Annotated in this window: 10 protein-coding genes; 7 read left to right on the top strand and 3 right to left on the bottom strand. The window is 61.8% G+C overall.

Translation table 11 applies throughout. The annotated features are described in order from the left end of the window. Window positions 1-74 precede the first annotated feature (74 nt). Entirely contained in the window at window positions 75-1,058 is a 984-nt protein-coding gene (cyoA, locus tag SKZ59_RS10015; protein WP_046682726.1) for a ubiquinol oxidase subunit II, read from the bottom strand. Between the two features lie 217 nt (window positions 1,059-1,275). Between cyoA and SKZ59_RS10010 the strand changes: the two genes are divergently transcribed. Further along, window positions 1,276-2,622, top strand: coding sequence for an MFS transporter (locus tag SKZ59_RS10010; protein ID WP_034748049.1), 1,347 nt, complete (start codon window positions 1,276-1,278; stop codon window positions 2,620-2,622). A gap of 367 nt (window positions 2,623-2,989) precedes the next feature. Here the strand turns inward: SKZ59_RS10010 and SKZ59_RS10005 are convergent, their stop codons facing one another. After that, entirely contained in the window at window positions 2,990-3,442 is a 453-nt protein-coding gene (locus tag SKZ59_RS10005; RefSeq protein WP_034748582.1) for an Hsp20/alpha crystallin family protein, read from the bottom strand. 282 nt (window positions 3,443-3,724) lie between these two features. Here SKZ59_RS10005 and SKZ59_RS10000 point away from each other — a divergent pair, with 282 nt between their 5' ends. The 4 genes from SKZ59_RS10000 to SKZ59_RS09985 are packed head-to-tail and all read left to right on the top strand — an operon-like array spanning window position 3,725 to window position 12,164. After that, window positions 3,725-7,207, top strand: a complete 3,483-nt coding sequence (locus SKZ59_RS10000; RefSeq protein ID WP_319991595.1) for a response regulator — start codon at window positions 3,725-3,727, stop codon at window positions 7,205-7,207. Further along, window positions 7,207-8,088 carry a CheR family methyltransferase gene (locus tag SKZ59_RS09995; protein ID WP_319991594.1) on the top strand — a complete coding sequence of 294 codons (882 nt, stop codon included), beginning with the start codon at window positions 7,207-7,209 and terminating at the stop codon, window positions 8,086-8,088. Before SKZ59_RS10000 ends, SKZ59_RS09995 begins: the two co-directional genes overlap by 1 nt. Continuing rightward, the gene (locus tag SKZ59_RS09990) at window positions 8,078-9,268 is read left to right on the top strand and encodes a hybrid sensor histidine kinase/response regulator (RefSeq protein ID WP_072453562.1); all 1,191 of its coding nucleotides are present in this window, start codon (window positions 8,078-8,080) and stop codon (window positions 9,266-9,268) included. The genes SKZ59_RS09995 and SKZ59_RS09990 overlap by 11 nt, the downstream gene beginning before the upstream one ends. Before the next feature lie 7 nt (window positions 9,269-9,275). Further along, window positions 9,276-12,164, top strand: coding sequence for a PAS domain S-box protein (locus tag SKZ59_RS09985; RefSeq protein ID WP_319991593.1), 2,889 nt, complete (start codon window positions 9,276-9,278; stop codon window positions 12,162-12,164). On the opposite strand, the gene SKZ59_RS09980 is transcribed toward SKZ59_RS09985, so the two are convergent. Beyond that, the gene (locus SKZ59_RS09980; protein ID WP_319991592.1) at window positions 12,161-15,361 is read right to left on the bottom strand and encodes a PAS domain-containing protein; all 3,201 of its coding nucleotides are present in this window, start codon (window positions 15,359-15,361) and stop codon (window positions 12,161-12,163) included. The genes SKZ59_RS09985 and SKZ59_RS09980 overlap by 4 nt on opposite strands. Window positions 15,362-15,501: 140 nt before the next feature. Here SKZ59_RS09980 and SKZ59_RS09975 point away from each other — a divergent pair, with 140 nt between their 5' ends. Next, a complete protein-coding gene (locus SKZ59_RS09975) occupies window positions 15,502-16,407 on the top strand; it encodes an alpha/beta hydrolase (protein WP_319991591.1) in 906 nt (301 codons plus the stop codon). Between the two features lie 169 nt (window positions 16,408-16,576). After that, window positions 16,577-17,386, top strand: coding sequence for a hypothetical protein (locus SKZ59_RS09970; RefSeq protein ID WP_319991590.1), 810 nt, complete (start codon window positions 16,577-16,579; stop codon window positions 17,384-17,386). Window positions 17,387-17,418: the final 32 nt, after the last annotated feature.

The raw sequence follows: 17,418 nt of genomic DNA, 5'->3' as shown, positions 1-17,418 counted from the left end.
AGAGAAAAAAGGGAGGCGCCAGGCAAACGGCGCCAGTATCTGCAGCGCAATGCGCTGCGGGATTCATGCAGTTGTTACTTGGCTTGAACGCCCTTTTCAACCACTGCATCGCTAGCGACTACTGCCGTTACGGCCGCTACCGGGCTATTTGCCATCGTCAACTTATATGGCTGGACCGGCGTCACGCACAGGGCGTCGGAAACGATGGTGCGGTTCAGGATTGCCTTGTACAGGTCGTTTGGCACGGCGCTGTAGCGGCGGACCGGATCGCGTTCGCTAGGCTGGGCCAGCGACAGGTAGTCGTCGCGGTTCAGCGCGCCGCCACCGGCACGTGCCGATTCCACCCATTTGTCGAAGTCCGCATCATTGACACCGTGGAACTTGAAGCGCATGCCCGAGAAACCGGCACCGCTGTAGTTCGCGGAGAAGCCCTTGTAGACACCAGGCTTGTTGATGACGGCATTCAACTGCGTTTCCATGCCCGGCATGGCGTAGATCTGACCTGCCAGTGCGGGGATGAAGAACGAGTTCATGACGGACGACGCGGTGATCTTGAAGCGGATTGGACGATCGACAGGCGCGTACAGTTCATTCACGGAAGCGATGCCTTGCTCCGGGTAGATGAACAGCCATTTCCAGTCCAGGGCCACGACTTCGACGATCATCGGCTTGTGGCTGGCAGGAATAGGACGGTTGGCGTCGATACGGCTCAATGGGCGGTATGGATCGAGGGTGTGGGTGCTGATCCAGGTCAGCAGGCCCAGCACGATAATGATCAACAGGGGCGCGCCCCAGATAATCAGCTCGAGGCGAGTCGAGTGGTCCCAGTCCGGCTCGTATTTGGCCGCGGTGTTGTTTTTTCTATAGCGCCATGCGAAAAGCAGGGTCAGGGCGATTACCGGAACGATAATCAACAGCATCAGCAATGTAGAGATGACAATCAAATTGCCTTGCTGAACTGCGATGTCACCAGACGCATTCAGTACCACCGTATTGCAACCAGCCAACAATGCGAGAGGTAAAAGAAGCAGTCCGCGACGAACTTTTAATGAAAACATACAGGAAAGTCCAGTACAGGGGATGAAGATATGGTACTGTATTCTCACTGGAGCGCGTTGGCAATTGGACGTTTTGTCCACCCCCTTGCTCGGATTTTCACTGGGTGGCTGCGGAGTTTTCCTACAGCTATCTATTGAATAGTCCTACTCCGGGCGTGAGACACCCGGGGTATGTTACGCGTTGGCCGAACTCGAAACTATATTGGAGACGATCATCATGTCCAGCACGCGCATACACAGCGGGGATGTACCCGCCGACTTTTCCCCCCACTCCCTGCGCGACGCACGCGGGGCCGGCACGGTCGAATCGCATATCGACCCCGGTGAGATCGCCGTCGGCGTGATCATCGGCCGCGCTTCCGAATACTTTGACTTCTTTGTCTACGCCATCGCCTCGGTGCTGGTGTTTCCACGCGTCTTCTTCCCGTTTGAAGAACGCCTGGAGGGTACATTATATGCATTCCTGATCTTTTCGTTCGCCTTCATCGCCCGTCCGTTCGGCACCGTGATCTTCATGGAGATCCAGCGCCGCATGGGACGCAGCGCCAAGCTGACGTTCGCCCTCTTCCTGCTGGGCGTGTCGACGGCCGGCATCGCTTTCCTGCCGACGTATTCCCACCTGGGCTTTGCCGCCATCATCTGGCTGTCCGTGCTGCGCATCGGCCAAGGCGTGGCGCTGGGCGGTTCGTGGGATGGCCTGCCATCGCTGCTGGCACTGAACGCGCCGGAAAACAAGCGCGGCTGGTACGCCATGCTGGGCCAGCTGGGCGCACCGGTCGGCTTCCTGATCGCCGCCGGCCTGTTCTGGTTCATGCTGACCACCCTGACGGATGAAGATTTCCTCGACTGGGGCTGGCGCTATCCTTTCTATGTGGCTTTCGCCATCAACGTGGTAGCCCTGTTTGCCCGTCTGCGCCTCGTGTCGACGAATGAATATGCGCGCCTGCTCGACGAACGCGAACTGCAGCCCGTGAGCGTGTTTGAAATGAGCCGCGGCCAAGGCCGTAACGTGCTGATCGGCGCCCTCGCCGCGCTGGCCAGCTACGCGCTGTTCCACCTCGTCACCGTGTTCCCGCTGTCGTGGATTTCCGTCTACCAGACGCGTTCCGCCTCGGACTTCCTGCAAATCCAGATGCTGGGCGCCGTGCTGGCCGCCGTCGGCGTGGTGATTTCCGGCGTGCTGGCCGATAAAGTGGGCCGCCGCACCACCCTGGGCGTGCTGGCCGTGCTGATCGCCATCTTCAGCGCCTTCGTGCCAACCCTGATGGGTGGCGGCAATACGGGCCAGGACGTCTTCATCCTCGTGGGCTTCAGCCTGCTGGGCTTGTCCTACGGCCAGGCAGCCGGCGCCGTGACGGCCAACTTCCCTGCCCGCTTCCGCTACACGGGCGCGGCCCTGACGTCCGACCTGGCCTGGCTGGTCGGTGCCGGCTTCGCCCCGCTCGTGGCGCTGGGCCTGTCGGCCAACTTCGGCCTCGCCTATGTCAGCTTCTACCTGCTGTCGGGTGCCGTCGCCTCGCTGGCCGCCCTGAGCCTGAACCGGGCGCTGGAAATCCGCGACTGACATATATATAGAGAGGCAATCCGGGTGGCAGCGCGCCGCCATCCGGAACACCCCAAAAACGCCGGCGCCGTCCGGCGTTTTTTCGTAGGTCGGCTTAGCCCGCAGGGCGTAAGCCGACAGGCGCCGCCACGAAGATTGTCAGATTACGCTGCGCTAATCTGACCTACGCAGCTAAAACTGACATATATATTGAGGCAATCCGGGTGGCAGCGCCCCGCCACCCGGAACACCCCAAAAACGCCGGCACCGTCCGGCGTTTTTTCGTAGGTCGGCTTAGCCCGCAGGGCGTAAGCCGACAGGCGCCGCCACGAAGATTGCCGGATTGCGCTGCGCTAATCTCACCTATGCAGCTAAAACCCGGCCCGGCTCACTGTATAGACAGTTGCCGCCCGCCCGTGCCTTCCTTCTTCGGCAAGTCCAGCAGCAGCACGCCATTTTCATAGCGGGCCTGCGCGCCGGCCTCGTCCACCTCGTGCGGCAGCACGAAACTGCGGTACTGCTGGCCGTACTCGCGTTCGCTGCGCACGGTCTTGCCGCCGCCGTCGCGCGTCACTCTTTCATCCTTGAGCTCGGCGCTGATGGAGACGCGGTTGCCGTCGATGGAGACCTTGATATCGTCCTTATTGACGCCGGGAATGTCCGCCTGTACCTGATAGGCTTGTTCGGTTTCGGAAATGTCGACACGCATGCGTGCCGAACCGCCATCGCGCAAGCGCAAGGCGGGCGCGAAAAAGTCGTGCATGAATTCTTCCATGTCGCTGAACGGGTCGAAACGTGCCAGCGGGTTTTGCGGATCGCGACGGATCAGTTGATTAGCCATGATGTCCTCCTGCATGGGCTGGTTTGCACACGGCGGCCGTCCGCTTGGACGTCGCCACCTCCTGCATCTTAGGATGTCAACAACCAATCTCTTTGATCTGCCTCAATCGTGGCCGGCTTGATTTTTCCTCAACCTTCATCTGTGCGCTGCCCCGCATTGCACTACCTTGCGCCTGCGAAAAATGCCCCAAGGCTGTTATGCTAGCGCACGCTATGCTTGACCACCAGAAATCTTGCATTTCAATTAAAATTGATTTTTTCGCGACAGCCTTACACGGACATGATGAATACCAAGACCCCGATCGACTCCTTCAGCTTTCGCCGCATCCTCGCCCGCAACGTGACCTTGCCGCTGGTCATTGGGGTCGTCACGGCCCTCGTGTTCGTCGCCCTGATCGCCTACCTGCTCTCGGCCCTGCGCTCGGTCGAGCATTCCGAACGGGTGATCGGCAACGCGAATGAAGTCATGAAATTGTCGGTCGACCTGGAAACGGGCATGCGCGGCTATCTGCTGACGGGCGATGAAACTTTCCTGGCGCCGTATAAATCGGGCAAGGCCAAGATCGCCGTGGAAATGACCACCCTGCTGGACCTGGTGTCCGACAGCCCCATTCAGGTGGACCGCTTGCGCCGCATCCGCGCGTTGCAAGGCCAGTGGCTCGATTACGCCGAAGGTGTGATCGCACAGCGCCGCAACAACCAGGAATTCCTTGCGCGCGTGCGCCAGGGCGAAGGCAAGCTGGAGTTTGACGAAATCCGCCGCGAATTCCTCGCCTTCCTGTCCATGGAACAGCGCTTGCGCCAGGAACGGGCCGATACAGCCGAAAGCCGCACCATGCTGGCCGTCGTCGTATTTCTCATCCTCAGCCTGGGATTGTCGGGCTTGCTCGCCTACCTGGGACGGCGCGAACTGCTGCGTCTGTCCGATATCTACAACGATGCGCTCGAACAGCGCGGCAAGGACAACGACGTGCTGCAGGAGCAAGCCTGGCTGCGCACGGGGCAGACGGAACTGGCGGCCCACACGAGCGGCCAGCTGGGCTTGCCGCAACTGGGACGGCACGTGCTCGATTTCCTCGCCCACCGCCTCGACGTGGCCATCGCCACCCTGTACGTCGTCGACGAGGATGGCAGCCTGCGCCGCACGGCCGTGTACGGTTTCAACGAACAGGGTGTGAAGGAAAAACAGGTGTTCAAGGTGGGCGAAGGCCTGGTGGGCGAGACGGCGCGCGAAAAGCGCCTCAAGCATGTGCAGCAAGTGCCCGAGAACTACCTGACCGTGACGTCGAGCCTGGGCCGCGGCGCGCCGCTGGAACTGGTCCTGGCGCCCGTCAACAATGAAGGCGTCGTCAACGGCGTCATCGAACTGGGCTTTACGCATCCCGTCAGCGCCCGCGCCAAGGAATGGCTGAACCTGATTGCGGCAAACGTCGGCACCTCGCTGGAGGCGGCCCTGTACCGCCAGCGCCTGCAAAATGTGCTCGAAGAAACCCAGCAACTGAATGAAGAACTGGAAGTGCAGCAGGAAGAACTGCGCACAGCCAATGAAGAGCTGGGCGAGCAGTCGCGCGTGCTGGAACAGTCGCAAGCCCACCTGGAAGAGCAAAAGGCGGCGCTCGAGCAGTCGAACGGGCAACTGGCCGTTCAGGCGCTGTCGCTGGACCAGAAAAACATGGCCATCGTCCAGGCGCACGCCCAGCTGGAAGCGCGCGCGGAAGAATTGCAGCGGGCCAGCCGCTACAAGTCCGAATTCCTGGCGAACATGTCGCACGAGCTGCGCACGCCGCTGAACAGCTCGCTGATCCTGTCGAAACTGCTGTCGGACAACACCAGCGGCAACCTGACGCCGGAGCAAGTGACGTTTGCGCAAACCATCTATTCGGCCGGCAACGATTTACTCACCCTCATCAACGATATCCTCGACATTTCCAAGGTCGAGGCGGGCAAGCTGGAATTGACGCCGGAAAGCGTGCCTTTCGACGAACTGCTCAGCAGCATGAAAATGCTGTTCGGCGCCCAGGCCCAGCAAAAGAAACTGACGCTGAGCGTCAAGGTAGCGCCGGATACGCCGCCGTCGCTCGTCAGCGACCGCCAGCGCCTCGAGCAAATCCTGAAAAACCTGCTGTCGAACGCCATCAAGTTTACCGATACGGGTACCGTCAGCTTGCACGTGAGCAGCGGCGCGGATGGCCTGGTGCGCTTCCAGGTGCAGGATTCGGGCATCGGCATTGCCGACGACCAGCAGCACAAGATTTTCGACGCCTTCCACCAGGCCGACGGCACCACCAGCCGCCGCTATGGTGGCACGGGCCTGGGCCTGTCGATTTCGCGCGACCTGGCCGCCTTGCTGGGCGGCAGCATCGAGCTGGCCAGCACGCCAGGCCAGGGCAGCACGTTTACCCTGGTGCTGCCGGCCGTCATGCCGGAGCGCGCCGTGGAAGCAGAGCCGGCCCCGGCCGCAGTGCCGCAAGCGCCTGCAAAAATCACTGCCGCCGCGCCCAAGCCGGCGCCCGCCGCCAAGCCCGTGCCGCTGCCCACCTTCCAGGATGACCGCGACAGCGTGCCGGCCGCCAAGACGGGCCAGCGTTCCGTGCTGGTGATCGAGGATGAACCGTCGTTTGCCGGCATCCTGTTCGACCTCGCGCATGAAATGCAATACCGCTGCCTGGTGGCGCACGGCGCCGATGAAGGCTTGCGCCTGGCCGAGGAATTCCTGCCCGACGCCATCCTGCTCGACATGGGCTTGCCGGACCGACCGGGCTTGCTGGTCTTGCAGCAGCTCAAGGAAAACCCGCTGACGCGCCACATTCCCGTGCACATCGTTTCCGGCAACGACCAGATCCAGGAAGCGATGCAACTGGGCGCCATCGGCTACGCCACCAAGCCGCGCACGCGCGAGCAGCTGAAGGAAGTGTTCCGCAAGCTCGAATCGAAATTCACGCAGCAGATGAAGCGCATCCTGCTGGTCGAGGACGACGAACGCCAGCGCGAAAGCGTGGTGCACCTGATCAGCGACGACGACGTGGAAATCACGGCCGTGGCGCTGGGCGAGCAGGCGCTGGAATTGCTCAAAACGCAGATTTTCGACTGCATGATCATCGACTTGAAGCTGCCCGACATCCAGGGCAACGAATTGCTCGAACGCATGGAACATGAAGAGCTGTGCTCGTTCCCGCCCGTCATCGTCTATACGGGCCGCAACCTGAGCCGCGAGGAAGAAGCGGACCTGATGAAGTATTCGCGCTCGATCATCATCAAGGGCGCCCGTTCGCCCGAACGCCTGCTCGACGAAGTCACCCTCTTCCTGCACAAGGTGGAATCGGAACTGTCGAGCGAGCGCCAGGGCATGCTGCAGCAGGTGCGCAGCCGCGAACGCGTGTTTGAAGGACGCAGGATCTTGCTCGTGGACGACGACGTGCGCAATATCTTTGCCCTCACCAATGCGCTGGAACAGCGAGGCGTGGTGGTGGAAATCGGCCGCAACGGCTTCGAAGCCATCAGCAAGCTCAACAGCGTGGACGATATCGATCTCGTGCTGATGGACGTCATGATGCCGGGCATGGATGGCCTGGAAGCGACCCGCCTGATCCGCGCCGATGGCCGCTACAACAAGCTGCCGATTATCGCCATCACGGCCAAGGCCATGAAGAATGACCAGGAAGAATGCCTGCAGGCGGGCGCGTCCGATTACCTGGCCAAGCCGATCGACCTTGATCGTTTGTATTCGCTGCTGCGCGTGTGGATGCCGAAGATGGAACGCATCTGATGTCCCAGCGCAGCACCGACGCGCAACTGCACGCGCTGATGGAAGCGCTGTATCAGCGCTACAGCTATGATTTTCGCGACTATTCCCTGCCCTCGCAGCGGCGCCGCCTCAATCATGCGCTAGACCGTTTGCATTGTGCAGATGTGCCTGCCCTCCAGCAGCGCGTGCTGGACGACCCGGCCGCCTTTGGCGATCTGCTGCAGATTTTGACCGTGCCCGTCACGCAAATGTTCCGCGACCCCGCATTTTTCCGCGCCTTGCGTGAACACGTGGTGCCCGTGCTGAAAACCTACCCGTCGCCGACCATCTGGGTGGCCGGCTGCTGCACGGGAGAAGAGGCGCTGTCGCTGGCCATCGTGCTGCACGAGGAAGGCTTGCTCGAACGCAGCACGATCTACGCCACCGATATCAATCCACAAGCGCTGGCCACGGCCGCGCGCGGCGCCTATCCGTTGCACCGGCTTGAAGAATATGGCGCCAACTACTTGGCCGCAGGCGGCCTGGGCCAGTTGGCCGACTATTACACGGTCGAGCATGCCACGGCGCGTTTCCAGCAGCGTCTGCTCGACAAGATCAACTTTGCCGACCACAGCCTGTCCACGGACAGCGTGTTTATTGAAACGCAATTGATTTTGTGCCGTAACGTCTTGATTTACTTTAATAAAACCTTGCAGGAACGGGCCCTGGGCCTGTTCCACGATTCGCTGTGCCACCGGGGATTCCTGGGCCTGGGCAGCAAGGAAAGCACGCATTTCACGCGCTTTGCCCCCGACTTCGAGCCATTGCCGGGTCCTGAAAAGCTCTACCGCAAGCGTGCGCCGTCGCACGCCGCTTCCCACTACGCTGGATGGCACATGCCAGGAATGAAACATGATGAATGAAACAAGCACCAAACTGCTGATCGTCGACGACTTGCCGGAGAACTTGCGCGCGCTCAACGCGCTGATACGCGAGAGCGACCGCAGCGTCTATCAGGCCTCGTCCGGCGAAGAAGCGCTGGCCCTGCTGCTCGAGCACGATTTCGCGCTGGCCATCCTCGACGTGCAAATGCCGGAGATGGATGGTTTTGAGCTGGCGCAATTGATGCGCGGCACGGAAAAGACGCGCCACATCCCCATCGTCTTCGTCACGGCGGCCGGCAAGGAAATGAATTTTTCCTTCCAGGGCTATGAAAGCGGCGCTGTCGATTTCCTGCACAAGCCGCTCGACATCAATGCCGTGCAAAGCAAGGTCAACGTGTTTGTCGCCCTGCACCAGCAGCGCAGCGAGACACGGCGCCAGGTGCAGGCGCTCGAGCACAGCCGCCAGCAGCAGGAAGCGTTATTGAAGGAATTGCGCGCCACGCAGGCTGAACTGCAGCGCTCGCTGCGCCTGCGCGACGAATTCATGTCCATGGTGGCGCACGAACTGCGCACGCCGTTGAACACGCTGTTCCTGGAAACGCAGATGCGCACCGTCAACCTGGAACGGGGCAACCTGGCCGCCTTCGAGCCGGACAAGCTGGGCAAGATGGTGGCGCGCGACGGGCGGCAAATCCGCAGCATGGTGCGCCTGATCGACGATATGCTCGACGTGTCGCGCATCACCAGCGGCAAGCTGTCGATCCGCCGCGAAGCCGTCGACCTGACCTGCCTCGTGCGGCGCGTGGCGGACGACCTGGGCCCGTATGCGGCCGCATCGGGCAGCGTGCTGGAAGTGATGGCCTTCGAGCCCATCCACGGTTTCTGGGACGCCTTCCGCGTCGAACAGATCGTTGTCAATCTGATCAGCAACGCCGTGCGCTACGGCCAGGGTCAGCCCGTGGAAATCAGCCTGGCGCACACGCAGAACAGCGCCGTCATCGAAGTGCGCGACCATGGCATCGGCATCAATGCGCGCGACCAGGAGCGCATTTTCGATGCGTTCGAGCGCGTCATGCACCAGGACCGCACGGGCGGACTGGGCCTGGGCCTGTTCATCACCAAGCAGCTGGTCGATGCGCATGGCGGCGCCATCACCCTGCAAAGCCAGCCCGGCAATGGCGCCCTGTTCAGCGTCACCTTGCCGCTGGCCGGCAGCTGAGGCCGGCATGACCAGCACCCCCGTCCCCCGCAGCCAGGCCGGCGCCAGCGGCGTCGCTTTTTTGCTGCAACTGGAACGCCGGCTGCGCCTGCTGCAAGACACGGGCGAGATTCTTTCCCTGTCGGCCCAGCTGCTGGGACAACGCCTGGGCGCCCAGCAAGTGGCCTGTTTCGATATCGACCAGACCCTGCAGTGCCCCACCTTGCAGCATGCGTGGAGCGATGGCCTGGCGCCGGGCGCCGCCAGCGAGTATTTCCTCGGCGATTACGCGGCAGGCCTGGCCGATGCCCTTGCCGCCGGCCAGGCGCTGGCCGTCAGCGATGTGGCGAGTGATCCTCGCACGACCATGCCGGCCGCGCTGGCCGCGTTCACGCGCCTGGGCATCCGTGCCTTCCTGAACATTCCGATTGCCAAGGATGGCCAGCTGGAGGCCCTGTTCGTCGTGCACAGCAGCGCGGCGCGCCTGTGGCATGCGGACGAGATCGAACTGGCCGTGCAAGTGTCGGAACGCGTCTGGTCGACCATTTTGCGGGCCCGGGCGGAATCGCGTTTGCGCGCCCTGACTGCCAGCATGGAAACGCAAGTGGCCGAGCGCACGCGCGAATTCGGCCGCACCTGGAACGTCAGTCCCGACTTGCTGGGCGTGCTTAACCTCGACGGCTATTTCGAACACTCGAACCCCGCCTGGCAAGCCACCTTGGGCTGGTCCGTGGAGGAAATCCGCACGACGAAATTTTTTGAACTGATCCATCCGGACGACTTGCCGCGCACCTATGCGGCCTGGGATGCGGCCAACCAGGGCCAGCCGGCGCTGCGCTTCGAAAACCGCTACCGCCACAAGCTGGGCGGCTGGCACTGGCTGTCGTGGGTGGCCGTGCCCGAGGGCGAGAAGGTGTATTGCAGCGCGCGCGACATTACCGTGGAAAAGAAGCTGGAAGCGGAACTGGCCGCGCGCAACAGCGAGCGCGAGCGCCTGTGGCGCAGCGCGCAAGACCTGATGGTGGCCATCGATGCCGAAGGCTGCTTTGCCGCCGTCAACCCGGCCGCCGGCGCCATCCTGGGCTGGCTGCCCGAGGAAATGCTGGGCCGCAGCCTGTTCGACTTCGTGCTGGCCGAAGATGCGGCCGCCACGCGCCAGGCGCTGGCGCAAGTGACGCAGGAGGCCAGGCCCAGCTTTGAAAACCGCTACCGGCACCGCGATGGCAGCCACCGCTGGCTGTCGTGGGTGACGGCCACCGAAGGCGACCTGATATTTGCCACCGGGCGCCATGTCACCGTGGAAAAAGAGGCGCAAAACACCTTGCGCCTCATGCAGGAATCGTTGCGCCACAGCGAGATGGCCCTGCTGCAATCGCAAAAGCTCGAAGCGCTGGGCAAGCTGACGGGCGGCGTGGCCCACGATTTCAATAACGTGCTGCAAATTATCTCGGGCAATCTGCAGCTGCTGCAGCTGAGCCTGGACAACGACCCGCTGGCCGCCAAGCGCATCGCCAGCGCCTCGGCCGCCGTGGAACGGGGTGCCAAGCTGTCGGCCCAGCTGCTGGCCTTTGCGCGGCGCCAGCCATTGAAACCGCTGGTGACGGACCTGGCGCAGCTGCTGCGCTCGACGGAAGAGCTGCTGCGGCGCGCCACGGGCGAAACCATCGAAACGCGCTGGCTGCTGGCCGACGACTGCTGGCGTGCCCTGGTCGACCCGCACCAGCTGGAAAACGTCATCCTCAACCTGGCCATCAATGCGCGCGACGCCATGGATGGCCAAGGCCAGCTGACCATCGAGCTGAGCAACATCGTGCTGGACAGCGATTACGCGGCCCGCCATGCGGACGTGGCGCCCGGCGACTACGTGCTGCTGGCCGTCTCGGATACGGGCGCGGGCATTCCGGCCGAGCTGCTGGACAAGATTTTCGAGCCGTTCTTCACGACAAAGAAAGAAGGCGAAGGCACGGGCCTGGGCCTGTCCATGGCCTATGGTTTCCTGCGCCAGAGCGGCGGCCACCTGACGGTGGACAGTTTGCCTGGCCATGGCAGCACCTTCCGCATCTACCTGCCGCGCTCGCTGGAAGCGGAAACGGAACTGCCGCTGCAGCTGGATGGCCCCGTGCTGGGCGGCAAGGAAACCATCCTCGTCGTGGAAGACGACGTGCAGGTGCAGACGACGGTGGTCGACATGCTGCGCGGCCTCGGTTACGTCGTGCTGCGCGCCAGCGATGGCGAAAGCGCACTGGCCGTCATCGGCAGCGGCGTGCCCATCGACCTGCTGTTTACGGACGTGGTGATGCCAGGCAAAGTGGCCAGCACGGCGCTGGCGCGCCAGGCCCGCGTGCTGCTGCCACAGCTGGCCGTGTTGTTTACCTCGGGCTACACGCAGGACGCCATGATGCAGGGCGGCCGGCTGGAACCGGGCGTGGAGTTGTTGAGCAAACCGTACCGGCGCGAAGACCTGGCGCGGCGCATCCGCCACCTGCTGGCCAATGGCCGCCACGTGACGGCCCTGCACCAGTACCGCGCGCAGCTGGCGCCGCCGCAACCTGCCGCACCCGCACAGCCGGCGGGACGACATATTTTGTTGGTGGAAGATAATGCGGACGCGCGCGCGATGACAGGCGACCTGCTGGCCATGCTCGGCCACACGGTGCTGGCCGTGGGCACGGCCGAAGAAGCCTTGCCCCTGCTGGGCACGCCGGGACTGGAACTGCTGCTGACCGATATCAGCCTGCCGCGGATGTCGGGCGTCGAGCTGGCCGAGCTGGCGGCCCGCGAGCAGCCGCAGCTGGAAGTGGTGTTTTCCACCGGCCATGCGCCGGCCAATTCCGGCGTGCTGGACCCGCAAGCGCGCTTCCTCGTCAAACCATTTAGCGTCGAGCAGTTGCAGCAAGCCTTGCTGACACCAAACTAGTAAACGTCGAGCCGGCGCGCCTTCAGTGCGCCGGCCAGCTCTTCCAGGCCAAACGGCTTGCGCAGGAAGCGCGCGCTGGCGTCCTGCATCAGGCTGGCGCCCCAGTCGTGTCCGGAAGCAAACACCACGTCCAGCTGCGGCCAGTGCGCGCGCGCATGGCGCGCCAGTTCCAGGCCGGACATCGTGGGCAGGCTGATGTCCGTCACCAGCACGTCCAGGCCCGGCATGGCCAACAGCGGCATGGCCGCTTCCGCGCTGGCCACGCCGTGCACGGTGTGTCCCAGCATATTGAGCATTTCCGTCGTCATTTCGCGCGCATCGTCATTGTCTTCCACCAGCAGGATGCGCCGCCCGGAAGGGTCGGGCGCGCCCACGAGGCGGCGGTCGGCCAGCAAATGGCGGATGCGCCGCGCCAGGTCTTCGCGCTGGTACGGTTTGCTCAACAGCTCCACGCCCGGGTCCAGCCGGCCGCCCTGCATGATGGCGTTGTGCGTGTAGCCCGAGGTAAACAATACGGCCAGTTCCGGCAGCAGCAGCCTGGCCTGCTGTGCCAGTTCCTTGCTGCTGACGGGGCCGGGCATGACCACGTCCGTAAACAGCAGGTCGATGGCCACGCCCGTGCCCAGCAGGGCCAGGGCCGAGGCGCCGTCATCGGCATGCAGCACGTCGTAGCCGAGGCCGCGCAGCATATCGACCACCGTGTGCTGCACGGGCGCATCGTCTTCCACGACGAGGATGGTCTCGCCACCGCCCAGCACGGGGCCCGTCAGGCTCGGTGGCGGTTCGGCCAGTTTTTCCAACGAACGGGGCAGATAAATCTTGAACGTCGTGCCGGCGCCCGGCGCGCTGTGCACCTTGATGTGGCCCGCGCTCTGGCGGATGAAGCCGTACGCCATGGACAGGCCCAGGCCAGTGCCCTCGCCTTCGCGCTTGGTGGTGAAGAAGGGCTCGAAGATCTGGTCGATCACGTCGCGCTCCATGCCATGGCCCGTGTCGGTGATGGTCAGCAGCACGTATTGCCCTTCCAGCACGTCCGCATGCTGGCTGGCGTAGGCGGCGTCGAGCGTGACGTTGCTTAGGGTAAAAGTCAGGCGCCCGCCCTTGTCCATCGCATCGCGCGCATTGATGGCCATGTTCAGCAGCACGTTTTCCATCTGGTTCGGGTCGACCAGCGTATGCCACAGGCCGTCGCTGATGAAGGTTTCTTCGGTAATCGCCTCGCCCAGCGCGCGGCGGATCAGCTCATGCATGCGGCGCAGCAGCCGGCCCAGGTCCGTCACCAGCGGTTTCAACGGCTGGCGCCGCGCAAAGGCCAGCAGCTGCGACGACAGCTTGGCGCCCCGCTCGACGGCCGAGGCGGCCGAATCGAGGCGGCGGGCCGCCTGCGGATTGTCGGCCACCGTCAGTTTCAGCAACTGCAAATTGCCGGAAATGATCTGCAGGACGTTATTGAAATCGTGGGCCACGCCACCCGTCAGCTTGCCGATCGATTCGAGCTTTTGCGCCTGCAATAAAGCTTGCTCGCTGCGCACCAGCGCCAGCCGCGCCTCTTTTTCATCGGTGACGTCGCGGCCGATGGCATGGATCAGCTTTTGCGCCGGCACGGCCGTCCAGGAAATCCAGCGGTAGCCACCATCGCGGCGCCGGTAGCGGTTTTCCATGCGCAAGGTGGGCGCGCCATGGGCCAGGCGCGACAAGTCCTGCAAGGCTGCCATGCGGTCGTCGGGATGCACGAGGCTGATGAAGTCCATGCCCAGCGATTCGACTTCCGGGCGCTCGAGTATCTTGCTCCAAGCGGGATTGACGGCGATGATCATGCCGGACAGATCGGCCACCAGCATGATGTCGGTCGACAGCCGCCACATGCGGTCGCGGTCGGCCGTGCGGTTGGCCATTTCCACTTCCAGCGAGGAATTCAGGTAGGCCATCTTTTCCAGCACGTTCTTCTGTTCCTGCACGTCCGTATTCGTGCCCACCCAGCGCAGCACCTTGCCCGCCTCGTCGAACAGGGGCAAGGCGCGCGCGAGGAACCAGCGGTAGGCGCCATCGCTGGCGCGGCGCATGCGGAACTCCTGTTCATAGGCGCTGGCGGTGGCGACGGCCCGGTCCCAGCTTCTCTGCGTGGTCTGCACGTCGTCTGGATGCACGCAGTGGCGGAAACCGCTGGACACGAGCGACTTCATCGATTGTCCCGTGTATTCGCACACCTGTTCGTTGACCCAGTAGGTGGCGCCGCTGCCATGCGCGAGCCAGGCCTGGTTGGGCATGGTGGACGCGAGCGAACGGAACTGCGCCTCGCTGTCTAGCAAGGCATTGCGCGCCTGCCAATGTTCGTCGATATCCTCGCACGAGCCATACCATTTCACGGCCTGGCCGCGTTCGTCCCGGCGGCAATATGCGCGCGAATGCACCCAGCGGTACTGGCCATCCTGCCGGCGCACGCGCATTTCCTGGTCGAAAGGCTGGCCGCTGCCCACCGCTTCGCTCCAGGCCGCCAAGGAATGGGGAATGTCTTCGGGGTGGATGGCTTCCAGCCAGTTGGTGCCCAGGCCGTTGCCGCCCGTCCATTCGCGCCAGCGCTGCGCGACATAGTCGAGCTTGCCGTCGATATCGGCCGTCCACAGCACTTGCGTGTTCAGTTCGATGGCGTAATGAAAGTGTTCGCGGCTGTCGTGCAGCGCCTGTTCCAGCTGGCCCCGCTCGATGACATGCGCGGCCACGCGCGCGGCCAGCGCCAGCAGTTCGATCTCCGGTTGCGTGGGATGGCATGTCACCTGGAAAAACAGGCCCAGCACGCCCAGGATATGCCCTTTGGCGCCGAATATGGGGGCAACCCAGCAGGCGCGGTAGCCGTGCAGCAAGGCTTCCTTGCGCGCCGCGCTCCAGTGCACGTCGCGCGTGATATCGCCGCAATACACGGGCGCGCCGGAAAAGGCCGCCGTGCCGAACGGGGATGGCTGTTCGCCGCCGTGGCGCAAGGCCAGGCACAGGTCTTGTGGCAGGCTGGGCGCGGACAAGCCGCAAAAGCGGTCGGACTCGTCGATCAGCACTAGGCAGGCATGGGCGCCGCCGTCGGCCAGCGCTTGCAGCGCCAGCAACAAATGCTCCAATGCGTGGGCCAGGTCAGCGCCTGCCGCAATGCTGCCCAGCGCACTATGCTCGGCGTCCAGCAAGGAAAGAATGTTGTTTGCGTGCACCGTGTCGATAAGGGGAAAACTGATGCCCGGAATATACCATGGGGCAACCCTCTTGCAGGAGGAAAACAGCGCATCGCTTGATCTCTACGTGCACGTGCCGCTATGCTAAAGTGTTGCTCTCTTCTCAAGCGAATTCCAGCATGCCTACCTCCTTGCCGTCCTCCCTGATCGCCACCGCCCTGCTCGCCTGTGCCCACGGCGCCGTCGCTGCCCCCATGAGCCTGGACGACTACCTGGCCCTGAACGGCCCCCCGCCCACGGCGCAGATCGCCTATGGCCCCGCGCCGTCGCAATACGCGCAGCTGTTCCTACCCGACGGCAGCGGCCCGTTCCCCGTCGTCGTGCTCGTGCATGGCGGCTGCTGGACGGTGGCCTTTGGCGGCATCAAGCAGATGCGCAACGTGGCCGGCGCCCTCGTCGCGCAAGGCATCGCCGTGTGGAATGTCGAGTACCGCCGCGTCGACGAGCCGGGCGGCGGCTATCCGGGCACCTACGAAGACATGCACGCGGCACTCGACAGCCTGCAACAGCACGCGCCCCAATACCAGCTGGACGTGAATCGCATCCTGGCGATGGGCCACTCGGCCGGCGGCCAGCTGGTGCAATGGATCGCCGGACGGGAAAAACTGCCAAAGACCAGCCCCCTGTACCGCGACAAGTTCCTGCCAGTCAAAAACATCGTCAGCCTGGGCGGCCTGGCCGACCTGCGCCATGAAAAGGACTTGATCAAGACCAGCTGCGAGCGCGACATCGCCCAGCTGGCAGGCCAGCCCAGCGCAACGCGCCCCGACATCTACAGCGACACCAACGCCGCCGACCTGATCCCCAACGGCAGCCGCACCGTCCTTGTCACGGGAGAACTGGACACCATCTCCCCGCCCCGCGTGGCGCACGACTATGCGGCCAAGGCCACGCTGGCTGGCGACCATGCGGAAGTGCTGATTTTGCCTGGGGCAAGTCATTATGACGAGATTGCGGCGACGTCGAATGCGTGGGGGATGATTTTGGTGGTGGTTCGGGGGATGTTGGGGATGGAGGCGCAATGAAGAGCGTTCGCCGCCGACACCACTCAGTCAACAATGCGCAGACAATGGGCGTGAATACACAACTTCCCTCTGCATTATTTCTGCGTCAGTAGAGAGTATATTTAATATACTCTCTAAGAACACCATCGGTAGATAAGAATTTTTCAAAAATTTTTACAAGAAAGAGATTATGATAATTCGTAACGAGTTATTGACTAGTGCCGGCTCAATTGCCGCCCAACTAAAAAAAATTGAAGAAGATAGCGCATTGAGAAACATCACTCACTCTTTAAATGTGGCAAATTCGCTATCAGAACAGATGAAGAACTTCGACTCAAGCAGTCGATTGAGAGAATTGACACGCTCGTTGACCGCAGCGAACCTCGTTTATGAGCAATTTAGAAGCGTTAATATAGAAAGACAGTGGGCGGAAATGATCCGTTCAATAACTGCAACAAACACTCTATCTGAGCAACTAAAAAAAATTGACATCCATAGCCAGTGGAAAGAAATGGCAAATTCATTTCCCACATCAAATACTCTATTGCAACAGTTAAGAAATGTTGATGTAGGTCGGCAATGGCGGGAAATGACACACTCATTCAATGCAAGCAGCGCGATCTCAGATCAATTAAGAAATATTGGCGAAAATGGTTCATGGAGGAAACTTTTCGACGCATTTTCTGTAGGGAGTTCATATAGTAAATATTTAAAAGATTTTAGCAATACAACATCCTTACAAAAATTGGCAATTTCTGTTGGTTCCAGTAACCAATTTACAAGTTCACTAGAGCGACTGCGTAGTTCTGAATATTTTGATTTGCTACTCGAGAATTTTGAAGAGGGAAACTCAGAAACAAGAAAAATAGAGCATTCAGAGATTGATTCACTAGACAATGAAAATATTGACACTTTACTTCTTGAAATTGGATCTACAGAAACATCACAAGAATTCTCAAAGTTACTAAAAAAACCCCAGGAATATTTAAATTTTTTCTAATTTTCATTTTTATGAATTTAATTTTTCCAATT

The organism is Janthinobacterium sp. GMG2, from assembly GCF_033949445.1.
GTDB classification, from domain to species: Bacteria; Pseudomonadota; Gammaproteobacteria; order Burkholderiales; family Burkholderiaceae_D; genus Janthinobacterium; species Janthinobacterium aestuarii.
Note: the sequence above shows the minus strand (reverse complement) of the source record. Positions and strands in the feature narration are given on the sequence as shown.

Excerpts from the sequence above, each read along its gene's own strand:
- cyoA (WP_046682726.1), bottom strand. The coding sequence starts at position 1,058 with ATGTTTTCATTAAAAGTTCGTCGCGGACTGCTTCTTTTACCTCTCGCA.
- SKZ59_RS10010 (WP_034748049.1), top strand. The coding sequence starts at position 1,276 with ATGTCCAGCACGCGCATACACAGCGGGGATGTACCCGCCGACTTTTCC.
- SKZ59_RS10005 (WP_034748582.1), bottom strand. The coding sequence starts at position 3,442 with ATGGCTAATCAACTGATCCGTCGCGATCCGCAAAACCCGCTGGCACGT.
- SKZ59_RS10000 (WP_319991595.1), top strand. The coding sequence starts at position 3,725 with ATGAATACCAAGACCCCGATCGACTCCTTCAGCTTTCGCCGCATCCTC.
- SKZ59_RS09995 (WP_319991594.1), top strand. The coding sequence starts at position 7,207 with ATGTCCCAGCGCAGCACCGACGCGCAACTGCACGCGCTGATGGAAGCG.
- SKZ59_RS09990 (WP_072453562.1), top strand. The coding sequence starts at position 8,078 with ATGATGAATGAAACAAGCACCAAACTGCTGATCGTCGACGACTTGCCG.
- SKZ59_RS09985 (WP_319991593.1), top strand. The coding sequence starts at position 9,276 with ATGACCAGCACCCCCGTCCCCCGCAGCCAGGCCGGCGCCAGCGGCGTC.
- SKZ59_RS09975 (WP_319991591.1), top strand. The coding sequence starts at position 15,502 with ATGCCTACCTCCTTGCCGTCCTCCCTGATCGCCACCGCCCTGCTCGCC.
- SKZ59_RS09970 (WP_319991590.1), top strand. The coding sequence starts at position 16,577 with ATGATAATTCGTAACGAGTTATTGACTAGTGCCGGCTCAATTGCCGCC.